This window comes from Sphingomonas sp. UNC305MFCol5.2, assembly GCF_000712135.1.
Lineage (GTDB): Bacteria > Pseudomonadota > Alphaproteobacteria > Sphingomonadales > Sphingomonadaceae > Sphingomonas.
Window position 1 is genome coordinate 94,272 of record NZ_JOOE01000003.1, and the last position, 20,189, is coordinate 114,460.

General features: G+C 66.8%; 21 protein-coding genes. 12 read left to right on the plus strand and 9 right to left on the minus strand.

All coding sequences use genetic code 11. The features are described from left to right. The first annotated feature begins 136 nt into the window (after positions 1–136). From BR78_RS0112165 to BR78_RS0112180, 4 genes are read left to right on the plus strand one after another with little or no spacing between them, the layout of a single operon-like run. Positions 137–1,627: an efflux transporter outer membrane subunit gene (locus tag BR78_RS0112165; protein WP_051683315.1), complete on the plus strand. Its 1,491-nt coding sequence runs from the start codon at positions 137–139 to the stop codon at positions 1,625–1,627. Continuing rightward, positions 1,617–3,050, plus strand: coding sequence for an efflux RND transporter periplasmic adaptor subunit (locus BR78_RS0112170; protein ID WP_029936549.1), 1,434 nt, complete (start codon positions 1,617–1,619; stop codon positions 3,048–3,050). Before BR78_RS0112165 ends, BR78_RS0112170 begins: the two co-directional genes overlap by 11 nt. Next, positions 3,037–3,750, plus strand: a complete 714-nt coding sequence (locus BR78_RS0112175) for an ABC transporter ATP-binding protein (RefSeq protein ID WP_037566668.1) — start codon at positions 3,037–3,039, stop codon at positions 3,748–3,750. The genes BR78_RS0112170 and BR78_RS0112175 overlap by 14 nt, the downstream gene beginning before the upstream one ends. Then, on the plus strand, positions 3,750–4,955 hold the full coding sequence (locus BR78_RS0112180) for an ABC transporter permease (protein ID WP_029936551.1): 1,206 nt from the start codon (positions 3,750–3,752) through the stop codon (positions 4,953–4,955). The genes BR78_RS0112175 and BR78_RS0112180 overlap by 1 nt, the downstream gene beginning before the upstream one ends. Before the next feature lie 6 nt (positions 4,956–4,961). Here BR78_RS0112180 and BR78_RS0112185 read toward each other — a convergent pair whose 3' ends face one another. Next, positions 4,962–5,555 (minus strand): nucleotidyltransferase family protein, encoded by a 594-nt coding sequence (locus tag BR78_RS0112185; RefSeq protein WP_029936552.1) that lies wholly within the window; start codon positions 5,553–5,555, stop codon positions 4,962–4,964. Further along, the gene (locus BR78_RS0112190; protein ID WP_029936553.1) at positions 5,542–6,456 is read right to left on the minus strand and encodes an XdhC family protein; all 915 of its coding nucleotides are present in this window, start codon (positions 6,454–6,456) and stop codon (positions 5,542–5,544) included. Before BR78_RS0112190 ends, BR78_RS0112185 begins: the two co-directional genes overlap by 14 nt. A gap of 125 nt (positions 6,457–6,581) precedes the next feature. On the opposite strand from BR78_RS0112190, the gene BR78_RS0112195 reads away from it, so the two are divergent. Both BR78_RS0112195 and BR78_RS0112200 read left to right on the plus strand, forming a co-directional pair. After that, a complete protein-coding gene (locus BR78_RS0112195; RefSeq protein WP_037566671.1) occupies positions 6,582–7,592 on the plus strand; it encodes a glycerophosphodiester phosphodiesterase in 1,011 nt (336 codons plus the stop codon). Positions 7,593–7,597: 5 nt separating this feature from the next. Further along, on the plus strand, positions 7,598–7,879 hold the full coding sequence (locus tag BR78_RS0112200) for a hypothetical protein (protein WP_029936555.1): 282 nt from the start codon (positions 7,598–7,600) through the stop codon (positions 7,877–7,879). On the opposite strand, the gene BR78_RS0112205 is transcribed toward BR78_RS0112200, so the two are convergent. Together BR78_RS0112205 and BR78_RS0112210 are read right to left on the minus strand one after the other, a co-directional pair. Next, the gene (locus BR78_RS0112205) at positions 7,855–8,601 is read right to left on the minus strand and encodes an esterase/lipase family protein (protein ID WP_081855758.1); all 747 of its coding nucleotides are present in this window, start codon (positions 8,599–8,601) and stop codon (positions 7,855–7,857) included. The genes BR78_RS0112200 and BR78_RS0112205 overlap by 25 nt on opposite strands. Next, positions 8,592–9,203 carry a TIGR02117 family protein gene (locus BR78_RS0112210; RefSeq protein WP_029936557.1) on the minus strand — a complete coding sequence of 204 codons (612 nt, stop codon included), beginning with the start codon at positions 9,201–9,203 and terminating at the stop codon, positions 8,592–8,594. Before BR78_RS0112210 ends, BR78_RS0112205 begins: the two co-directional genes overlap by 10 nt. A gap of 70 nt (positions 9,204–9,273) precedes the next feature. Between BR78_RS0112210 and phhA the strand changes: the two genes are divergently transcribed. Beyond that, complete coding sequence (gene phhA / locus BR78_RS0112215; protein WP_029936558.1) at positions 9,274–10,140, plus strand: phenylalanine 4-monooxygenase; 867 nt, start codon at positions 9,274–9,276, stop codon at positions 10,138–10,140. A 42-nt stretch (positions 10,141–10,182) separates the two neighbouring features. On the opposite strand, the gene BR78_RS0112220 is transcribed toward phhA, so the two are convergent. The 4 genes from BR78_RS0112220 to BR78_RS0112235 are packed head-to-tail and all read right to left on the minus strand — an operon-like array spanning position 10,183 to position 14,556. Further along, the gene (locus tag BR78_RS0112220; RefSeq protein WP_029936559.1) at positions 10,183–11,127 is read right to left on the minus strand and encodes a 50S ribosomal protein L11 methyltransferase; all 945 of its coding nucleotides are present in this window, start codon (positions 11,125–11,127) and stop codon (positions 10,183–10,185) included. Further along, positions 11,117–11,815: an SDR family NAD(P)-dependent oxidoreductase gene (locus tag BR78_RS0112225; protein ID WP_029936560.1), complete on the minus strand. Its 699-nt coding sequence runs from the start codon at positions 11,813–11,815 to the stop codon at positions 11,117–11,119. The genes BR78_RS0112220 and BR78_RS0112225 overlap by 11 nt, the downstream gene beginning before the upstream one ends. 39 nt (positions 11,816–11,854) lie before the next feature. Further along, entirely contained in the window at positions 11,855–13,222 is a 1,368-nt protein-coding gene (locus BR78_RS0112230; protein WP_029936561.1) for a methyl-accepting chemotaxis protein, read from the minus strand. Between the two features lie 8 nt (positions 13,223–13,230). Then, positions 13,231–14,556, minus strand: a complete 1,326-nt coding sequence (locus tag BR78_RS0112235; protein ID WP_029936562.1) for a methyl-accepting chemotaxis protein — start codon at positions 14,554–14,556, stop codon at positions 13,231–13,233. 197 nt (positions 14,557–14,753) lie between these two features. Between BR78_RS0112235 and sdhC the strand changes: the two genes are divergently transcribed. The 5 genes from sdhC to BR78_RS0112260 all read left to right on the plus strand — a co-directional run bounded on the left by sdhC (position 14,754) and on the right by BR78_RS0112260 (position 19,339). Beyond that, on the plus strand, positions 14,754–15,182 hold the full coding sequence (sdhC, locus tag BR78_RS0112240; protein ID WP_029936563.1) for a succinate dehydrogenase, cytochrome b556 subunit: 429 nt from the start codon (positions 14,754–14,756) through the stop codon (positions 15,180–15,182). Next, a complete protein-coding gene (gene sdhD, locus BR78_RS0112245) occupies positions 15,175–15,570 on the plus strand; it encodes a succinate dehydrogenase, hydrophobic membrane anchor protein (RefSeq protein WP_029936564.1) in 396 nt (131 codons plus the stop codon). The genes sdhC and sdhD overlap by 8 nt, the downstream gene beginning before the upstream one ends. Beyond that, entirely contained in the window at positions 15,570–17,372 is a 1,803-nt protein-coding gene (sdhA, locus tag BR78_RS0112250) for a succinate dehydrogenase flavoprotein subunit (RefSeq protein WP_029936565.1), read from the plus strand. Before sdhD ends, sdhA begins: the two co-directional genes overlap by 1 nt. Positions 17,373–17,727: 355 nt before the next feature. Beyond that, positions 17,728–18,723, plus strand: coding sequence for a C13 family peptidase (locus BR78_RS0112255; RefSeq protein ID WP_081855760.1), 996 nt, complete (start codon positions 17,728–17,730; stop codon positions 18,721–18,723). 37 nt (positions 18,724–18,760) lie between these two features. Then, positions 18,761–19,339, plus strand: a complete 579-nt coding sequence (locus BR78_RS0112260) for an ATP-dependent Clp protease proteolytic subunit (protein ID WP_029936567.1) — start codon at positions 18,761–18,763, stop codon at positions 19,337–19,339. Between the two features lie 18 nt (positions 19,340–19,357). Here the strand turns inward: BR78_RS0112260 and BR78_RS0112265 are convergent, their stop codons facing one another. Further along, entirely contained in the window at positions 19,358–20,173 is an 816-nt protein-coding gene (locus BR78_RS0112265; RefSeq protein WP_331280243.1) for an SDR family NAD(P)-dependent oxidoreductase, read from the minus strand. Positions 20,174–20,189 lie beyond the last annotated feature (16 nt).

Sequence of the window (20,189 nt, forward strand, 5' to 3'; positions counted from 1 at the left end):
TGTCCTCAAGCAACCCCGCCGCGCAAGCCGCAGATTTCGTTACGACACCGCTCCGAGCCGTAGTTTTTCCGGGGCTGCGACAAACTGCGACATAATTTCGGTGGAACCGATTGTCGCTGCCAGCCATCTTGCCCCAATGGCACGACGCCCAATCGCCTTGACGCTCGCCTTCGCGCTGCCGCTCGCCGCGTGCGCGGTGGGTCCCGATTATCGCCCGCGCACTGCAACCGAGCTCGGCGTGCCCGAAGCCTATTCGGTGCCCGCCGATCAGCGCGCCCATGAGGACCTGGCCCGCTGGTGGGAGAAGTTCGACGATCCCCAGCTTGCCGCGATCGTTCGGCGCGCGCAGGCCGCCAACCTCGATATCGCCCAGTCGGTGACCCGGCTTCGTCAGGCGCGCGAATCGCTGATCCAGCGGCGTGCCTCGCTGTTCCCGAGCGTCAGCGCCTCGGCCGGCGCATCGCGCAGCGAATCGCTTCGCGGCGGCACGACCACCACCACGCTTCCCGACGGCAGCGTTACTTCTTTCTCGACCGGCGGGCGCAACAGCTTCTCTCTGGGCGCGGACGCGAACTATCAGGTCGATCTGTTCGGCGGCGTGCGCCGCGGCGTCGAATCCGCCCGCGCCGGGTATCAAGCGGCGGGCTTCGATTATGCGACGGTGCTGATCTCGATCGAGGCGGAAACCGCGCGCAACTATGTCCTCGCGCGCGCCGCACAGGCCCAATTGGCCAATGCGCGCCAGTCGCTCGCGCTGCAGGACGACAATCTCCAGATCGCCCAGTGGCGCGTGCAGGCGGGACTGGTCTCGACGATCGATCAGGAGCAGGCGCGCGCGTCGCGGGCCCAGGCCGCCGCGTCGATCCCCAATCTCGAAGCCAGCTATAACGGCTTCGTCTCGCGCCTCGGCGTGCTCACCGGCCAGGCGCCGGGCGCGCTCAAGGCCGAACTCGAAGCCGTGAAGCCGATCCCGCGCGGCCCCGCAAGCGTCGCTGCCGGCATCCCCGCCGAGACGTTGCGTCAGCGTCCCGACATCCGCTCGGCCGAGCGCAATCTCGCTTCGGCGACCGCGCAGATCGGCGTCGCGACGGCGCAGCTCTACCCCTCGCTCGGCATCGGCGGCAGCATCGATGCCGGATCGAGCGCGCTCAGCTCGATCTTCGACGTGATCACCGGCCGGCTCTTCGCCAATATCGCGCAAACGATCTTCGACGCTGGCCGCACGCGCAGCCAAACGCGTTCGGCGCAAGCCGCCGCGGATGGCGCGTTCCTTTCGTACAAGCAGACCGTGCTCACTGCGCTGGAGGACATTGAGAATTCGATCGTGGCACTGCAGGCGGCGCAACGCCGCGAGACCGAGTTCCGCATCGCACTCGAGGCGGCGAACAACCAGGCGATCCTCGCGCGGATGCAATATCGCTCGGGCCTCACCGATTTCACGACTCTCAACCAGGCCGAGGCGTCGTTGCTCTCGGCGCAGAACGGCCTGGTGGGCGCACAATCCGATCAATCGACGGCGCTGATCCAGCTCTATCTGTCGCTCGGCGGCGGCTGGGACAGCAGCATCACTCCCGAGGCTCCGGCGCGGACCTCGGCGACCACAGGCGGCACCGCGGATGGCAACTGATCCCAACAAGAATCTCGACGAGTTCCTCGGCACGCCCGCCCGGCCCTGGTGGCGGCGCTGGCTGAAGTGGATCATCATCGGCGCAGTCGTCCTCCTCGCCGTATTCGCGCTGTCCCGTTTCTTCTTCGGCGGCGCCACCGCCACGCAATATTCGACCGAGGAAGCGGCACGCGGCAATCTGACCGTCACCGTCTCCGCCACCGGCAAGCTCGCCCCGACCAATCAGGTCCAGGTCGGCTCCGAGCTTTCGGGCCTGGTCGAGACGGTCAGCGTCGACGTCAACGATCGCGTCATCAAGGGCCAGCCGCTCGCAGTTCTCGACACTTCGCGCCTCGACGATTCGATCGCCCAGAGCCAGGCGGCACTGAACGCCAATGTCGCACAAGTGGCGCAGGCGCAGGCCACCGTCGCCGAATCGCGCGCGCAGCTCCAACGACTCGAAGAGGTCAGCCGGCTGTCGGGCGGGCGCGTTCCCGCCAAAGTCGAGATGGAACAGGCGCGCGCCGCCGCCGCCCGCGCGGTGGCCGCGGTCAAGGTAGCCGAAGCGAATGTCGTATCCGCCCGCGCGGCGCTCTCGTCGAACCAAACGCAGCGCTTCAAGGCAGTGATCCGCTCGCCGGTGAACGGTGTCGTGCTCGCCCGCCAGATCGACGCGGGCCAGACCGTCGCCGCCTCGTTCAACACGCCGACCTTGTTCGTGATCGCCGAGGATCTCTCGGCGATGGAGCTGCAGGTCGCGATCGACGAGGCCGATGTCGGCTCGGTCAAGCAGGGCCAGCTGGCGAGCTTCACGGTCGATGCCTTCCCGGGCAAGACCTTCCCCGCGACGATCACGCGCGTCGACCTCGGCTCGAACCTCTCGGCCCAGTCGGCGACAAGTTCGAGCTCGAGCAGCGCGACCACCCAATCGCAGGTCGTCTCCTATGCGGCCACGTTGAGCGTCGCCAATGCCGACCAGCAGCTCCGGCCCGGCATGACCGCGACAGCCGAAATCATCACGAAGGCAAAGCCCAACGTGCTGCTCGTGCCCAACGCGGCGCTGCGCTTCCGGCCGGGCGCGGGCGGCCAGGCCGCAAGCGGCGGCCAGGGCGGCATCGCCGGCGCGCTCGTTCCGCGCGGTCGGCGTGGCGGTGCCGGCGGCGGCGCGCAGAAATCCGCGACGATGAGCCGCGGCGCGCAGCAGGCCGTCTATATCCTCGGCGCGGATGGCCAGCCCCAGCCGGTGCAGGTCACCACCGGCGACACCGACGGCACCGTCACCGAAATCACCGGCGGCGACCTGAAGCCCGGCATGAAGGTGATCACCGGCCAGCTAGCTTCCGAGAGCGGCGCTAGCCAGCGCCGCCAGGGATCCGGGCAACGGCGCCAGGGCGGCGGCAATCGCGCGCAAGGCAGTGCGGGAGGCCAGAGTGGCGGCCAGTGACTCACCGATCATCCAGCTACGCGGCGTCACCAAGATCTATGGCGAGGGTCAGAGCGCGTTCCGGGCACTGAAAGGTATCGATGTCGACATCGCGGCGGGCGATTTCGTCGCGGTGATGGGCCCTTCCGGCTCGGGCAAGTCGACGATGATGAACATCCTCGGCTGCCTCGACGTGCCGAGCGGTGGCGCGTTCCTGTTCAAGGACGTGCACGTCGAGCGGATGGATCGCGACCAGCGCGCACTGCTCCGCAGGAAATATTTCGGCTTCGTATTCCAGGGCTTCAACCTGCTTGCGCGCACCTCGGCGCTCGAGAATGTCGAGCTGCCTTTGCTCTATCGCGGCGATCCAAAGAAGGAGCGGCGCGAGGCGGCGATGGCCGCGCTCGACAAGGTGGGGCTCAAGGAGTGGTGGGATCACACCCCCGCCGAGCTTTCGGGCGGCCAGCAGCAGCGCGTCGCGATCGCCCGCGCGATCGTCACCAATCCCGACGTCCTCCTCGCCGACGAACCTACCGGCAATCTCGATTCGGAGCGCTCGATCGAGATCATGAAGCTCCTCGCCGACCTCAACCGGACCAGCGGGATCACCGTGCTGATGGTGACGCATGAGCCCGACATGGCTGCGTTCGCGCGCACGATCATCCACTTCAAGGACGGGCTGGTCGAACGCATCGACAACCATGCGCACGAGCCCGCCTGATGTTCGGCACGACCTTCATCCTCGCGATCCGTTCGATCTTCCGCCACAAGCTCCGTTCGTTCCTGACGACGCTCGGCATCATCATCGGTGTTGCCGCAGTGGTAGCGATGGTCACGCTCGGCAAGGCGACCACCAAGGCCGCGCAGCAACAGGTGGCGAGCCTGGGCACCAACGTCCTCCAGATCCGCCCCGGCCAGGGCTTCGGCCGCGGCGGCGGCGGGCCGCGTCCCCCCGACTTCAAGGAAGCGGACGTCGAGGCGATCGCGCGGCAGGTCGCCGGCGTCAATGCAGTCGCCCCGCAGGCGCAATCGACCGCGACGGTGATCTATCAGGGCGCCAATTGGTCGACGACGATCAACGGCACCACCAATGCCTTCTTCCAGGTCCAGCCCTGGCCGCTGGTATCGGGACGAATCTTCACGCGCGCCGAGGAACAGGCCGGCAAGGCCGTGTGCATCATCGGCAATACCATCCGCACCAACCTGTTCCGCGGCGGCGAGGCGGTGGGCGACCGGCTGCGCGTCAACGGCATTTCGTGCGACGTGATCGGCATCCTGTCGACACGCGGCCAGGGTGGGTTCGGCGATCAGGACGACGTGATCATCATGCCGATCAAGCAGGTCCAGCGCCGCTTCACCGGCAATCGTGACATCCGGCTGATGCTGGTCGGTGTCGATCCCGCTTATGACGGCGCGCAAGTCCAGGAATCGATCAAGCAGGTGCTGCGCGAACGACGCGCCATCACCGGCGGCAAGGAAGATGATTTCAACATCTTCGACACCGCCCAGATCAGCCAGACGCTGACGGGCATCACCACTTTGCTCACCCAGATCGTCACTGCGGTGGCCGCGATCAGCCTCGTCGTCGGCGGCATCGGCATCATGAACATCATGCTCGTCTCGGTCACCGAGCGCACCCGCGAGATCGGCATCCGCCTCGCGATCGGGGCCGTCGCCAGCGAAGTGCTGATGCAGTTCCTGATGGAGGCCGTGGTGCTCTCGTGCCTGGGCGGATTGGTCGGGCTGGTCGTCGCCCAGCTCGTGGTGGTCGGCCTCGCGCCGCTGATGCAGGTCGAATGGATATTCGAGCCGCAGATCAACGTGATCGCCTTTCTGGTATCGGCACTGATCGGCGTGGTGTTCGGCTATTTCCCCGCACGCCGCGCCGCGAGCCTCAACCCGATCGACGCCCTGCGCCACGAGTAGGTCCGGCTACTTTCCGTCGGTCTTCAGTCCGTAGAGCTGGCGCAGTTCCTCCAGATCCGCCCGGGTATCGACATCGGCCAGCTCCGCCGGGCTGGTCACGACATGGTGCCCGCGCCGAATCAATTGCCGCGCGCCCTCGTCGCCCTCGAGATCGAGCAGCCGGTCGAACAAATGGCTCCCGAACAATGCCGGCGGACAGGGTTGCGCACCGTTGCTCGACGCTACGACCGTATCGAGCCCGTCTGCGGCATCGAACAGCCGGTAGATATGCGCGGCCGTCACGCGCGGCATGTCCGCCAGCGCCACCAGCACCGCATCGGCACCCGCTTCTTTCGCGGCCATCACCCCGTGGCATAGCGAACGCGCCTGACCGAGCGACGGATCGGGATTCTCCTCGACGCGATAGCCCAGCGCCGCGAAATCGAGGCTGGTGTCCGAGACCACTGCGATCCGCGTGAGGAAGGGCACGTTCTCGAGCGCAGTCACGACATGATAGGCCAGCGGCTTGTCGAGGAACGGCTCGGCGAGCTTGTCGCCGTCGAAGCGGCGCGAGCGCCCCGCGGCGAGCAGCACCAGAGCGGTCCGTTCAGGCGTCAGCATGGAAGCTCCTTACCATCGCGGCGGCGATCGAAAGCGCGATCTCGGCGGGTCCGATGCTGCCGATATCGATCCCCGCAGGGCCGTCGATCCGGGCAAGCTCCGCCACCGCCACCCCCGCGGCCGCCAGCCGCTCCAGCCGCGCGGCGTGGCTCCGGCGCGAGCCGAGCGCCGCGACATAGCCGGTCGGATGCGCGAGCGCGGCGACCAATGCCGGATCGTCGATCTTGGGATCATGGCTGAGCGTCACCACCGCGGTGGCGGGATCGGGTTTCAGCGCGGTCACGGCCTCATCGGGCCAGCGGTCGTCGAGAGTCACGCCGGGAAAACGCTCGGGCGTCAAAAATCTCCCCCGCGGATCGATCACATGCGTGAAGATTCCCAGCTCGCGCGCCAGCCCGGCCAGCCGCTGCGCGATCTCGACGGCGCCGACGATCACCAGGCGGCGCGGCGGATCGTAGCGATTGACGAAATCGCCCAGGGATCCGGGCGTGCTGCGGCCCGTGGCGAGATCAGTCGCCACGTCAAAGCCGACACCGTCAGCCCGCGCGCGCTCGATCGCCTCGAACAATTGCGGATCGAATCCCTCGGCGGATACGGGCTGCACCAGCACGGCGATTTCGCCGCCGCACGGCAGCCCGACTTCCCACGCCGCGGAATCGGCCACGCCATAGGTCTTCACGACAGCGGGCGCGCCGGCGATGACGTCCTCCGCCGTCGCGAGAATGTCGTTCTCGACGCATCCCCCCGAGACCGAGCCCTCGAAACGGCCGTCTTCACGCACCAGCATATGGCTGCCGCGCGGCCGCGGCGCCGAGCCCCAGGTCGAGACCACGGTGGCGATCGCCATCCTGCTCCCCGCCCAGGCGCGCGCGGCCGCCAGCACGCTGTCATTTTCCGCCACGCTTCGCCTCGCTCCCGTCACATCCGCGCATTAACGCCTGGCCCGTGGAAAGTTTCGTGGCAAGATCGCTGGCAGTTGTCGCGTTGCTGCTGGCGCAGGGATGCGTCGGCGTGCAGGAGAGAGGCATGGCAACCGGGCCCGCCACACGACCGATCGTCATCGCGCACCGCGGCGCCAGCGGCGAACGCCCCGAGCACACGCTCCTTTCGTACGAGCTGGCGATCGAGCAGGGCGCCGATTTCATCGAACCCGATCTGGTGCCGACGAAGGACGGCGTGCTCGTCGCCCGCCACGAGAACGAGATTTCGGGCACCACCGACGTCGCCGCGCATCCCGAATTCGCGGCACGCAAGACGACGAAGACGATCGACGGCGCACCCGTGACCGGCTGGTTCACCGAGGATTTCACACTCGCCGAACTCAAGACGCTCCGCGCGAAGGAGCGTCTGCCCCAGCTCCGTCCCGGCAACACGCGCTATGACGGTCAGGCCGAGATCCCGACATTCGACGAGATCATCGCGCTCGCCAAAAAGGCATCGCGCGAGTCCGGCCGCACGATCGGCATCTATCCCGAAACCAAGCATCCGAGCTATTTCGCGTCGATCGGCTTGCCGCTCGAGGAACGGCTGGTGACGAAACTGCGCGAAGCCGGCTGGGACCGTGCCGACGCGCCGGTCTTCATCCAGTCGTTCGAAGTCGCCAATCTGAAGAAACTCAAGACGATGACGCGCGTACCGCTCATCCAGCTGATGAGCGCGAGCGGCGCCCCGGCCGATGGCGCCGAGCCGAGTTATGCGGCGATGGCGACTCCGAAAGGGCTGAAGCACGTTGCCGAATATGCCGCCGGCATCGGCCCCGAGCGGACGATGATCCTGCCCGCTTCCGGCCCGGCCACCAGCCTCGTCGCCGATGCCCACGCCGCTGGCCTCGAGGTACATCCCTGGACCTTCCGCGCCGAGAATTTCTTCCTGCTCCCCGCATACCGATCCCCTGGCGGCCCCGCCGAACATGGTCGGCTCGCCGAGGAAATCGTGTATTTCATCGGACTTGGCGTGGACGGATTATTCAGCGATTACCCATATATAGCTGTATCAGCGCGTGCGTCGGTTTCCGCTTCGCCCGCCCATCGAAGGTAAGACCCATGCGCAAGTTGCTCTTTCCGATCATCGCCCTGCTGCCTCTTCTCTCGGGCGGCTGTGTCGCCAAGACCGCGTGGAACGTCGCCACGCTGCCGGTCAAGGCGGGTAGCCAGGCAGTCGACTGGACCACGACCAGCCAGGAAGAATCCGACCGCAACTACGGCAAGAAGATGCGCGAGAAGGAAGCCCGGGAAGGCAAGGAGCGCCGCAAGCGCGAGAAGGAATGCCAGAAGAACCCCGACGCCTGCCAGTATGACGGCTATCGCGCCTCGGATCCTGACTGACCGCCGAGCACCTGCGCCACCGCGCGCAGCACGTCGGGCTTCATCTGCACCCATAAGTGACTGCTGCTGACTTCGATCGCACGTCCCTCCGAACCCTCGGGCTCGCGGCAGATCAGTCCGTTCACCAGTCCGTCGCTATGGCTCCAGATCGCAGTCGCGGGCACCGGCAACGGCTGCGCCGCCTCCTCCAGCCGCGCGTTCAGCGCCGGGTCGTCGATCTTCTCGCCGGTCAGCCATTCGAACGGACGCCAGACATTGGTGCAGGTCGGCGGCCCGGCGAAAGGCGAGCTGATCGTGATCACTTCGCGCACCAGCTCAGGGTGCCGATGCGCCGCGACGCGCGCCATGATCCCGCCGAGCGATATGCCGACCAGCGTGATCTTGTCGCCGGTCTCCGCATGCAGCGCGGCGATCCGCTCCATCAGCCGCTCGCCCTCGGGCCCGATCGCACGCACGCCGAGGTTGCGGCCGAGATCCCAGCCTTCGGCGCGATAGCCGAGCCGGTTGAGATAGCGCCGCATCACGAAGGTCGAGCGATCCGAATTGGTCAGCCCGGGCAGCAATATCACCGGGCGGCCATCGCCGGGAGGCACCTCCTCCAGCGTCTTCCATTCGCGGATCAGCCTGCCCAGCCCCCATGCCGCGCGCGGCGCTTCGGAAAGCAGTGCCAATGCCGGCGGCGGAACGGTATTCGAACTCGGTATCGCCAGCTTCAAAGCCATTGCATCACTCCAAAGGCGAAGGGCGTCCATGCCCCCATCCGCACACCGGCGGTACGCAGGCCGCCCGCGCTCCATTCATTACAGGTCCTCAACGCACTGTAGCCGCCACGGGCTGCATAGAAAGCGTCATGCCCGCCATAGCCACGTACCGGGGATCCCGCCGCGAAAGTGCCGCGTATATGGGCGACGAGCCGAGCATATTCCTCCGCCCGCAACACCAGCCGCCGGATCTTCGCGCCCGGCCGCGGCTCGGGCACCGCCGAGGCATGCACCACCGTGGGCCCCATGCCCGCCAGCGCCAGCGCGACACGGAGCGGATTCAGGTCCCACCAGGTCGGCGTGTTGAGATAGAAATCGCGATCGCCCCAGCCGAACATCAGCATCGGCTGCGCGGCCTGCGCCGGATCGGCGAAATGCTCTGGACGTACGAGATCGGCAAAGTCCCGCGCCGGGAGCACCAGATCGGTATGTATGCCATTGTCGGCGACATAGATCGTCACGCCCTGCGTCGGCGGCTTCCAGTCGCGATTGGCGGGGATGGCGCTTCCCACCAGTCCCGCGGCGAGGTAGCATAGGATCACCGCGCCCAAAGCGAACAACACCCTCCGAGTCCAGCGCGCCGCCCGTACGAGGCCATTTCGTATCATTTGTAACAATGCTAGACCGGTTCCGATGACAAAGGACACCCACGTGCTGGAGCGCCCCCCCGAAGGCGCCGCGTCCGACTGGACGATACCGCAGAACTGGCAGGCGTACACTGCCGAGGAACACGCGACCTGGGACACGCTGTTCGAGCGCCAGGCCAAGCTTCTTCCCGGCCGTGCGTCGCAGGCATATCTCAGGGGACTCGACGCGCTGCGCCTTTCGGAATCGGGCATTCCCAATTTCGAGGAATTGTCCGAGCGACTGATGAAGCTCACGGGCTGGCAGGTCGTCGCAGTGCCGGGTCTCGTCCCTGATGAAGTGTTCTTCGATCACATGGCCAATCGCCGCTTCGTCGCCGGCAACTTCATCCGCCGCCCCGATCAGCTCGATTATCTTCAGGAGCCCGACGTCTTCCACGACGTGTTCGGCCATGTGCCGATGCTCGCCGACCCGGTCTTCGCCGATTATCTCGCGGCCTATGGTCGCGGCGGCGTCCGGGCGATGGAGCTAGGCGCGCTCAAGCAACTCGGCCGGCTTTATTGGTACACGGTCGAGTTCGGGCTGGTGCAGGAGGCCGAGGGGCTGCGCATCTATGGCGCGGGAATCGTCTCGAGCTCGGCCGAGAGCCGCTTCGCTCTCGACGATCCGAGCCCCAATCGCATCGGCTTCGATCTTCGCCGGGTGATGCGCACCGACTATCGGATCGACGATTTCCAGCAGAATTATTTCGTCATCCCCAGCTTCGACGAACTGCTGCGCGTCACTATCGAGACCGACTTTGCCCCGCTCTACGAAGAGATATTGCCGCTACCCGACATCCCCATCGCCGAGATCCTGCCGGAAGACGAGGTGATCACGCGCGGCACGCAGGAATATGCGCGCGCCAAGGGCTAATTCCAGCTTCCTGGTGCTCCGACAAAGGCCGGAGCACAGAGGTCAAATATCGAGCGCCCAGCCGTCGCGGCCCTTGGGGTCGGGCGGTGAAGCGGGAACATAGCGCACCTCGCCGGCGGTCAGCCGCAGGATCGTCCAGTCGCCGCGGCGGTCGACTTCCTCCAGTGTGCAGCCGCACGCCGCAAAGGCGGCCACCACCTGCTCGCGCTGCGTCTCGAGCAGCCCCGCGAGCACGATCGTCGCGCGCGCATCGGCGATCGCGGCGAGTTCGGGCGCCATCGATACCAAGGGCCCGGCGAGGATGTTGGCTATCACCAGATCGTACGGCGCGAGCGCAATGATCGCGTCGCTGAGCGCGCCATCGGCGACGATCAGTTCCAGTCCCTCGATATGGTTGTCGACGGCGTTGATACGCGTGACGTCGATCGCGGCGGGATCGATGTCGGTCGCGACGATCTTGGCGTCGGGCCAGAGGTGCGCGGCCGCGAAGGCCAGCAGGCCGGTGCCGGTGCCCACGTCGATGACGCTGGCGAAGTCACGGTCCGCCATCGCGTCGAGCATCCTGAGGCACCCCGACGTGGTGGCATGATGCCCGGTCCCGAACGCCCGTCCCGCATCGATCAGGAATGCGCGACCGCCCTCCGGCGCCTCGACCGGATGCGCGCTGGTATGGACGACGAACCGACCCTCGTGGATCGGCTCCAGCCCTTCCTGGCTCATCGCCACCCAATCCTCGGCGGTGAGCGCCTCGATCACCGGCGCGACACCCGCCGCGCTCGGCGCCAGCGCGCGCAGCGCGTCGAGCATCGCCGCGTCGGGCTCGTTCTCCATATAGGCATCGAGCCGCCAGCGCTCGACATCGTCCTCCACTTCTTCCGTGGTCATCAACACCGCATCGAGAGCGAACTCGCCGGCGTCGATCGCCTCGGCTTCCGCGCGGGTGCACGGCAGCGTCACCTTCCAGCTGTCGACCGATTCAACGGACATAGCTGGCTCCATTGATGTCGAGAACCGCGCCGGTCATCGAGGGCGGCGCCTCGAGCGCACAGAAACGGGCGAGCTTCGCGACCTCTTCAGGATCGGCAACGCGGCCGAGCGGGATGTCGGCGAGCAATTTGTCGCCGCCGCGGCTCGCCAGATAGTCCTCGGCCATGCCGGTCATGGTAAAGCCCGGGCAGATCGCGAAGGCGAGGATGCCCTGGCTCGCATAGCCCCGCGCGATGCTCTTGGTCATGCCGACCATGCCCGCCTTGGACGCGGCATAGTGCCAGTGCGCCGGGCTATCGCCGCGATACGCGGCCCGGCTGGCGATATTGACGATGCGTCCCGGCAGGCCCTCCGCCTGCCAGTGACGCACCGCGAGGCGGCACAATTCGGCCGAGGCAGTGAGATTGACGCGCATCGTCCGCTCCCAGCCCGCGACCCAATCGTCATGGTCGAGTTCGAGCGGAGTGGCTTCGAAGATCCCGGCATTGTTGATCAGCACGTCGATCCGCCCATCGAGCGCATCGAGCGACTTTCGCCACAGAGCCTGCGGCGCGGCGGGATCGTTGAAGTCGGCGGACATGCCGCCGCGCCTGCTCTGGCCGACGAGGCGCGTTCCCTCGCCCGAAAGCGACTGCGCGATGGCCGCGCCTATTCCGCGGCTCGCGCCGGTAAGTAGGATATGGGTCATGGCCTCCGCCCTAGCCCGAAGGCCGGGGCGGCGCCAATATTAGGCGGCGACCGAGCTGGAGAAGGTCTCGGCGGCGGCGCGGAGCTCGTTGAGGCGGTCGTCCACTTCGGCGACATCGTGCTGGAGCGTGTCGATCTCGCTGGTCACGGTCTTGGTGTCCTCGCGGATCGCACCGATCGTCGCCGACATCGAATCGGCGGCGAGAGCGGTCTCGTCGACCGCGGCGGTGATCGCGGTCACGGTCTGCGCCTGGACTTCCATCGCGGTGCGGATGCGATTGGCGCTCTCCTGCACTTCGTTGACCGTCGAGCGGATCGACGCGTTGGTTTCCACGGTCGACCTGGTCGCCGACTGGATCGACGCGATCTTGGCGGCGATGTCGTCGGTGGCGCGCGCCGTCTGGCTGGCGAGGCTCTTCACTTCCTGCGCGACGACCGCAAAGCCGCGGCCGGCGTCACCGGCACGCGCGGCTTCGATCGTGGCGTTGAGCGCGAGCAGATTGGTCTGCCCGGCAATGTCACGGATCAGCCCGAGGATTGATTCGATCGACTTGGCGTGGTCGGAGAGCGTCTCGGACATGCCGACGGCGGCACCCGCCTGGCCCGAAGCGCGGGTGGCGATATCGGCCGCCGACTCGACTTCGACGCGCGCATCCTCGATCGCACGGATCAGGCCTGCGGCGGTCTGCGCCGCCTCGCGCATCGCCACGGCCGACTGCTCGGCCGCGGCCGCGACTTCGCTCGCCTTGCCCAGCATGCCGCGCGCCGAGCTCGACGCGCCCTGCGCCTGAATGCGGATGCGGTTGCCGAGCGCAGTGGCCCCTTCGATCGATTCGCTGATGCTGGCACGGAAGCGTGCCGAACTGTCGCGCCGCTCCTCGCTGACCTGGGCGGCATCGGTCGCGCCGAGATGACCGGCCATCAGATCGGCCTCGGCCATCGCCAGCCGCTGGACCACGTCGCAGAAGCGGCCGAGCCGATCGGCATCGGTGACCTTGTCGCGCAGCACGGCCATGGTCGCGCTGTGCGCATAAGCGAAGGATGCCAGCACGGCCGGAAGCGGCACGCCGCCCTGATAGGTTTGCGCGGCATAGCCGCACGCCATTTCGACCCATTCCTCGGTGAAGGGGTTGCCGAACTTCAACCGGGCGTAACGGGCGCCGAGCTGGACCTGCTCCTCGAAGGCGCGCGGCTCCTCGAAGACGCTGCGCATCGGCGCGCTGGCCGGCATTTCGAGGAAATGCTTCCAGAATGCGCGCGCGACATCTTCGTGATGCCCCTCGAGCAGTTCGCTGATCTCGGCACAGGCCGGCAGCACCGCCCCGTCCCAGTCATAGACCTGCCGATGCTCCTCGACCGAGCGGGTTCCCCCGCTCCAGCGTCCCGGTTCGCGCCGTCCCACCATCATCTTCTCTCCTATGCCGCGACTTTCGATACGAAGTCGCTGGCACTGCCCTTCAGGCTGCCGAGCTGGCTATCGAGGGCGGCGAAGCCCTGACCCACCCGGTCGATTTCGGAAGCCACAGCTTCGGTATCCTCGCGGATCGCGCCGATCGTCGCCGACATCGAATCGGCAGCGAGCGCGGTCTCGTCGACCGCGGCGGTGATCGCCGTCACGGTCTGCGCCTGGACCTCCATCGCGGTGCGGATGCGGTTGGCGCTTTCCTGCACTTCGCTCACTGTCTCGCGGATCGAGGCGTTGGTCTCGACCGTGCTGCGAGTCGCCGACTGGATCGACGCGATCTTGGCGGCGATGTCGTCCGTGGCGCGCGCCGTCTGGTTGGCGAGGCTCTTCACTTCCTGCGCCACCACCGCGAAGCCACGTCCGGCATCGCCGGCACGCGCGGCTTCGATCGTCGCATTCAATGCGAGCAGATTGGTCTGCCCGGCAATGTCGCGGATCAGGCCGAGGATCGATTCGATCGACTTGGCGTGATCGGAGAGCATTTCGGACATGCCGACCGCGGCACCCGCCTGGCTCGAAGCCCGTGTCGCGATGTCCGCGGCGGCCTCGACTTCCATACGGGCGTCCTCGATCGCACGGATCAGGCCTGCGGCGGTCTGCGCCGCCTCGCGCATCGCCACTGCCGATTGCTCGGCCGCGGCGGCGACTTCGCTTGCCTTGCCCAGCATGCCGCGCGCCGATGCCGACGTATGCACGGCCTGAACCCGAAGCTGATCGCCCTCACGCGAAGCATGCTCGACGGTCATGCCGATCGAGTCGCGGAATTCGGCGGCGAGCCGGTCGCGTGCCCGCTGCGAGCTGTGCTCGCGATACATGTTGTAGATCTCGACGGTGATGTCGCCCTCGAGCGCGGAAAGCCGCATCAGCGTATCGATCAACGCGGCGAGCCGGCTATTGTCCGCGCCGAGACGGCGCATCAGCACCTGCAGTGCAGCGCGATCGCTGGCGCTGATCATCGACAGCAAGGCCATCGGCGGCACATCGGCGTCATAAGCCGCGGCAACCGAGCGCTCGATCGATTCGACCCAGGCACTGCCCTGCAGATCGAGGAAACGGTTCTTGAGGAAGACCACGCCGACGTCGATCATCTTGGCGGTGTCGTCGGTCGCCCAGCTGCGCTCGTCCGCGAAGCAATGGAGCCATTGCTGCCAATAGGCTTCGGACACCGAATGGATTTCGGGCTCCAGCGTTTCCCACGCTTCGCGGCTCGAACGTGCGAGCGATCCCTCGACGTCGAACACGCGCAGGCGTGCGCGAATGTCGATCCTGGCGCTCATCGTGCCGGGTGCCGGCAGGTCCTTGGTCGATGCCACAGTCACAGGGTCCCCTTGCGTGGCCGCGAGGAACTGGCGGCCATTCGCACCGGCTATGGCGCAAGATTGGTTAAAGGGGGGTTAGGACCCGCCTCGGGTTCGCGCATCCGGCTTGCATCCGTTGCACTGCGTACTAAGGAAGCGGCGTCGACCCGAAAGGAATGCTCTTGGCCAACGTCCGCAACCCCGCGCGACCGCTCTCGCCGCATCTATCGATCTGGAAATGGGGGCCGTCCATGGCGGTTTCGATCGTCCATCGCGTCACCGGCTCCGGCATGGCGACCGTGGGGACGATCCTGCTCGTCTGGTGGCTGAGTGCAATGGCTTCGGGAGCAGCGGCCTATGCCGCGTTCCTCGACCTGTTCACGGTCAGCTCGGGCAAGCTCAACGTGGCTGGCTATGTCGTCGGCATCGGGCTGACCCTGAGCTTCTTCCAGCACATGGCGTCGGGCGTGCGACACCTGTTCCTCGATGCCGGCGCGAATTTCGAGCTCGGCGCCAACAAGCGTTCGGCGCTGGCGACCTTCGCCTTCGCGATCGTCGCCACTGGCATTTTCTGGGTGGTCCTGCTGGAGAAGAGCAATGGGTGACGGCACCGAAATCGGCCGCGTCCGCGGGCTGGGTTCCGCGCATGAGGGCGCCGACGCGTGGTGGCATCACAAGATCAGCGCGGGATCGAATCTGGTCCTGGTCCTGTGGTTCCTGATCTCGCTCGCCTTGTTGCCGGCTTATGATTACGCGACGATCACCGGTTGGCTCGCCCAGCCCCTGGCCGCAGTGCCGCTGATCCTGCTCGTCGTCAGCGTCTTCTATCATTTCCATCACGGCCTCACCGTGGTGATCGAGGATTATCAGCACGATCACACCCGCTTCGTGCTGCTGGTCCTGCTGAAATATTTCACCATCGCCACCGCCACGCTCGCGATCTTCTCGATCCTCAAGGTCGCCTTCACTGCCACTGCCGGAGCCGCGCTCTGATGCCTGCTGCCTACAAGATCATCGATCACACCTATGACGCCGTCGTGGTCGGCGCCGGCGGTTCGGGCCTGCGCGCGACGATGGGCTGCGCCGAGGCGGGGCTGAAGACGGCGTGCATCACCAAGGTGTTCCCGACGCGCAGCCACACCGTGGCCGCACAGGGCGGTATCGCGGCGAGCCTCGGCAACAACACGCCCGATCACTGGCAATGGCACATGTTCGACACCGTCAAGGGCTCGGACTGGCTCGGCGACCAAGACGCGATCGAATATATGGTCCGCGAGGCGCCCGCCGCGGTCTATGAGCTCGAGCATGCCGGCGTGCCGTTCAGCCGCAACGACAATGGCACGATCTACCAGCGCCCGTTCGGGGGCCACATGCAGAATATGGGCGAAGGCCCGCCGGTCCAGCGCACCTGCGCCGCGGCCGACCGCACCGGCCACGCCATGCTCCACGCGCTCTACCAGCAGAGCCTGAAGTACGACGCCGACTTCTACGTCGAATATTTCGCGCTCGACCTGATCATGGAGAACGGCGCCTGCCGCGGCGTCATCGCTTTGTGCATGGAAGACGGCAGCATCCACCGCTTCCGCAGCCACGCCGTGGTGCTCGCCACCGGCGGCGGCGGTCGCGTCTACCAGTCGGCGACCTCGGCCCACACCTGCACCGGCGACGGCAACGGCATGGCGCTCCGCGCCGGCATCGCGCTGCAGGACATGGAATTCGTCCAGTTCCACCCGACCGGCATCTACGGCGCCGGCGTGCTGATCACCGAAGGCGCGCGCGGCGAAGGCGGCTACCTCACCAACTCCGAGGGCGAGCGCTTCATGGAGCGCTATGCCCCCTCCGCGAAGGACCTCGCCTCGCGCGACGTCGTCGCCCGCTCGATGGCGATGGAAATCCGCGAGGGCCGCGGCGTCGGCAAGGAGAAGGATCACATCTTCCTTCACCTCAACCATATCGACCCGAAGATCCTGCACGAGCGGCTTCCGGGCATCACCGAGACCGGCAAGATCTTCGCCGGCGTCGACCTGACTCGCCAGCCGCTGCCGGTGGTCCCGACCGTCCACTATAATATGGGCGGCATCCCGACCAATTATCACGGCGAGGTCGTCCACAATAAGGACGGCAACCCGGACAGCGTCGTCCCCGGCCTGTTCGCAGTCGGCGAGGCGGCCTGCGTCTCGGTCCACGGCGCCAACCGCCTCGGCTCGAACTCGCTGATCGACCTCGTCGTGTTCGGCCGCGCCACCGGCCTGCGCCTCAAGGAGATCGTCAAGCCCAACACGAAGCATGACGAGCTGCCCAAGGGCTCGGAGGAGTTCTCGCTCACCCGGCTCGACCATTTCCGCAATGCCAAGGGGGCGCAGCCCACTGCGCAGGTCCGCGCCGACATGCAGAAGACGATGCAGCGCCACTGCGCGGTGTTCCGCGACAGCGCGTTGCTCGCCGAGGGCATCACCCACATGGGTGCGGTCTATCAGAGCTTCCAGGACGTCGGCATCTCGGACCGCTCGCTGATCTGGAACACCGATCTGGTCGAGACGCTGGAGCTCGACAATCTGATCGGCCAGGCGGTGGTGACGATCCAATGCGCCGCCAACCGCAAGGAAAGCCGCGGCGCCCACATGCACGAGGACTTCCCCAACCGCGACGACGCGAACTGGATGAAGCACACCGTCGCGACGTTCGAAGGCTGGGGCGGCAAGGGCGGCGGCGTCGCGATCGACTACCGACCGGTCCACGATTACACGCTCACCGACGAGATCGAATACATCAAGCCGAAGAAGCGGGTGTATTAGAGCCGATCGACATCCAGAATTTTGGTGCGATTCCCATACCCGCCGTCACCCCGGCCGAAGTGCCGGGGTCCACTCAGCCTCACCGGCAGTGCTCAAGGCTCTTGCGCAGCCCTTGCCTCCCGGTGGACCCCGGCACTTCGGCCGGGGTGACGGTTGCGGGGAGGGCCAACCGCATTCCCCAGTGGTGAATGTCGATCGGTCCTAGGTAGGCCAGATCGTCCCGCTCGACCGGACAACGTCGAAGAGGTCGGGCGGGTGACGTGCCGCGCGCAATTTCCTGTGCGGTCCTCCCACCGCCTTGACAGCTTCCGCCGCCGCCCCAGATTGAGACCCTGTTCGGCGGAAGGGGTGGCTGATGCGATTGCCTGTCGGTCTGCGCGGATTCGCGCGCGTGCTCGCGGTGCTGCTCCTGCCGGTGGCGATCACCGCCTCGGCCTCGGGCCAGTCGGGAAGCCGACAAAGCTATCGCCCGCCCCAGCACACCACCGATTGGCCGAGGCTGGCCGATGACGGGGGTGCGCTCGGCCCGCATCTCGAACGTGGCCGTTCGGCGCAGTGGGAGTCCGACCAGCAGCGCAAGCTCGCCGCCGCGCTGGCTGCACTCCAGCCACAGCGCAGGGGCGTGATCGATGCCTATGTCGTTTCGGCCGCGCTCGACAGCGATCCGGTGTTCGGGCGCGAGGCTCGCGAGGCGGGCAAGGTGCTGGCGCGCCGTTACGACGCCGCCGGGCGCAGCATCGTGCTCGCCGGGACCAACGGCCGCGCGCCCAGCACGCTGGCGATGGGCACGCCGCGCTCGCTCGCCTTGGCGCTGACGCGCGCCGCCGAGGTAATGGACAAAAGCGAGGACGTGCTCGTCCTCTATCTCACCAGCCACGGCGCGCCGGTCGGCATCGCCTATCATGACGGCGACGAGGGATTTGGGCTGATCACGCCGCGTCGCTTCGCCGCCTTTCTCGACCAGCTCGGGATCAGAAAGCGCGTGTTGATCCTCAGCGCCTGCTATTCGGGCATTTTCGTCTCCACGCTGTCGAACGACGACACCGCCCTGCTCACCGCCGCATCCTCGGATCGCACGTCGTTCGGCTGCCGCGCCGAGAATGACTGGACCTTTTTCGGCGACGCGTTGATCAACCATGCGCTCCGCAAGCCTCAGCCGCTCGACGATGCGCTCATCGAGGCGCGCGAGACGATCAGCGGCTGGGAAACGACCGGCGACCTTCCCCCGTCCAATCCGCAGGCGACAATCGGCGAAGGCGTGGAGGCATGGCTCGTCCCCCTCGAGGCGCGCATGCCCAAGGTGGCGACCGCCCCGGTCGGCGCCCCGGCGACCGACGCGTTCAAGCCCTGACAAGGAACCGCAAGCGCCAGCGGTGGTTGCGCAAGCGATGCCCAACCCCTCCGAGAACCGCGCGACGCGTTACCCCCTGCTCAGCCGGCCGCATATCTCGCTCCACGGCCTGGTCGACCATGCGATGTACGAGAGCTTCCGCCGGCAGCTCGGCGAGGCCCCGCCCGAAGGATCGTTGGTCGTCGCGATCTCGACCCTCGGCGGCGATCCCGAAGTCGCCCGGCTGATGGGCGACGAGCTCCGTTTGCTGCGCGACTATACGGGCCGCGAGACGCTCTTTCTCGGCAAGGTCGCAGTCTATTCGGCCGGTGCCACCTTCATGGCGAGCTTCCCGGTCGACAAGCGCTTCCTCACGCGCGGCACCCGGATCATGATCCACGAACGGATCCTCACCAAGACGGTGAACATTTCGGGCCCGCTCGAGAGCGTCGTCGCCGGATTGAAGGCCAATCTCCACGAAGTCGAGGAATCGGTGCGCATCGAGGAAGAAGGCTTTCGCGACCTCGTCGCCGGATCGAAGATCGCGTTCGACGAGGTCCGGAAGCGCGCACCTTCGAACTGGTACATCGAGGCCGAGGAGGCGCGCGACCTCGGCCTCGTGCTGGATGTGATCTGACGAATAAGCGATGGCGGCTTACGCCGTCGCGCCGCCATCGATATCGATCGTCGTGCCGGTGATGAACGACGATTCGTCGCTCGCCAGGAACGACGCCAGCGCCGCGACTTCCTCCGCGCGGCCATAACGTCCCAAGGGGATGTTCGGCAGCATGATCTTGGCCATGTCGCCGTCGGCCGGGTTCATGTCGGTATCGATCGGCCCGGGCTGGATCACATTGACCAGGATGCCGCGCGGCGCGAGATCGCGCGCCCAGCCGCGCGCCAGGCCCTGCACCGCCGACTTGCTGGCGCCGTAACTGGCCATTCCGGCTATCATCGACACATCGCCCGATACGCTGCCCACGATCACGACCCGGCCGCCATCGGAGAGATGCGGCACCGCCGCCACCGTGCCCGCGGCCACGCCGTCGACATTGACCGCGAACACCCGGCGGAAGTCCTCATACCCACCCTGATCGACAGGCGTGCCGCCAAAGACCCCGGCATTGTGGACCAGGATGTCGATCCCGCCCAACGTGTCGGCCGCCTGGTTCACCGCGGCAGTCACCGCAGCGGCGTCGCCTGCGTCGGCCTGCACCGCCAGCCCCTTCACGCCTTCACCTTCGATCGCCTTGACGGTCGCGGCGGCGGCCTCGTGATTGCCGGCATAAGTGATGACGACGTCGGCGCCGTCCGCGGCCAGCCGCCTGGCGATCGCCGCGCCGATCCCGCGCGATCCGCCGGTCACCAGCGCGCGCTTGCCTGCGAGTTTCTTCGACATGTTCCAAATCTCCGGTCCCCAGCCGATCGCTTCGCCGGCTGCCGGGACGAAGCGGAACTTGGGGAGCGGCAAGGATAGTTCAATATTC

Excerpts from the sequence above, each read along its gene's own strand:
- BR78_RS0112165 (WP_051683315.1), top strand. The coding sequence starts at position 137 with ATGGCACGACGCCCAATCGCCTTGACGCTCGCCTTCGCGCTGCCGCTC.
- BR78_RS0112170 (WP_029936549.1), top strand. The coding sequence starts at position 1,617 with ATGGCAACTGATCCCAACAAGAATCTCGACGAGTTCCTCGGCACGCCC.
- BR78_RS0112180 (WP_029936551.1), top strand. The coding sequence starts at position 3,750 with ATGTTCGGCACGACCTTCATCCTCGCGATCCGTTCGATCTTCCGCCAC.
- BR78_RS0112185 (WP_029936552.1), bottom strand. The coding sequence starts at position 5,555 with ATGCTGACGCCTGAACGGACCGCTCTGGTGCTGCTCGCCGCGGGGCGC.
- BR78_RS0112195 (WP_037566671.1), top strand. The coding sequence starts at position 6,582 with ATGGCAACCGGGCCCGCCACACGACCGATCGTCATCGCGCACCGCGGC.
- BR78_RS0112200 (WP_029936555.1), top strand. The coding sequence starts at position 7,598 with ATGCGCAAGTTGCTCTTTCCGATCATCGCCCTGCTGCCTCTTCTCTCG.
- BR78_RS0112205 (WP_081855758.1), bottom strand. The coding sequence starts at position 8,601 with ATGGCTTTGAAGCTGGCGATACCGAGTTCGAATACCGTTCCGCCGCCG.
- phhA (WP_029936558.1), top strand. The coding sequence starts at position 9,274 with ATGACAAAGGACACCCACGTGCTGGAGCGCCCCCCCGAAGGCGCCGCG.
- BR78_RS0112220 (WP_029936559.1), bottom strand. The coding sequence starts at position 11,127 with ATGTCCGTTGAATCGGTCGACAGCTGGAAGGTGACGCTGCCGTGCACC.
- BR78_RS0112225 (WP_029936560.1), bottom strand. The coding sequence starts at position 11,815 with ATGACCCATATCCTACTTACCGGCGCGAGCCGCGGAATAGGCGCGGCC.
- BR78_RS0112230 (WP_029936561.1), bottom strand. The coding sequence starts at position 13,222 with ATGATGGTGGGACGGCGCGAACCGGGACGCTGGAGCGGGGGAACCCGC.
- BR78_RS0112235 (WP_029936562.1), bottom strand. The coding sequence starts at position 14,556 with ATGAGCGCCAGGATCGACATTCGCGCACGCCTGCGCGTGTTCGACGTC.
- sdhC (WP_029936563.1), top strand. The coding sequence starts at position 14,754 with ATGCTCTTGGCCAACGTCCGCAACCCCGCGCGACCGCTCTCGCCGCAT.
- sdhD (WP_029936564.1), top strand. The coding sequence starts at position 15,175 with ATGGGTGACGGCACCGAAATCGGCCGCGTCCGCGGGCTGGGTTCCGCG.
- sdhA (WP_029936565.1), top strand. The coding sequence starts at position 15,570 with ATGCCTGCTGCCTACAAGATCATCGATCACACCTATGACGCCGTCGTG.
- BR78_RS0112255 (WP_081855760.1), top strand. The coding sequence starts at position 17,728 with ATGCGATTGCCTGTCGGTCTGCGCGGATTCGCGCGCGTGCTCGCGGTG.
- BR78_RS0112260 (WP_029936567.1), top strand. The coding sequence starts at position 18,761 with ATGCCCAACCCCTCCGAGAACCGCGCGACGCGTTACCCCCTGCTCAGC.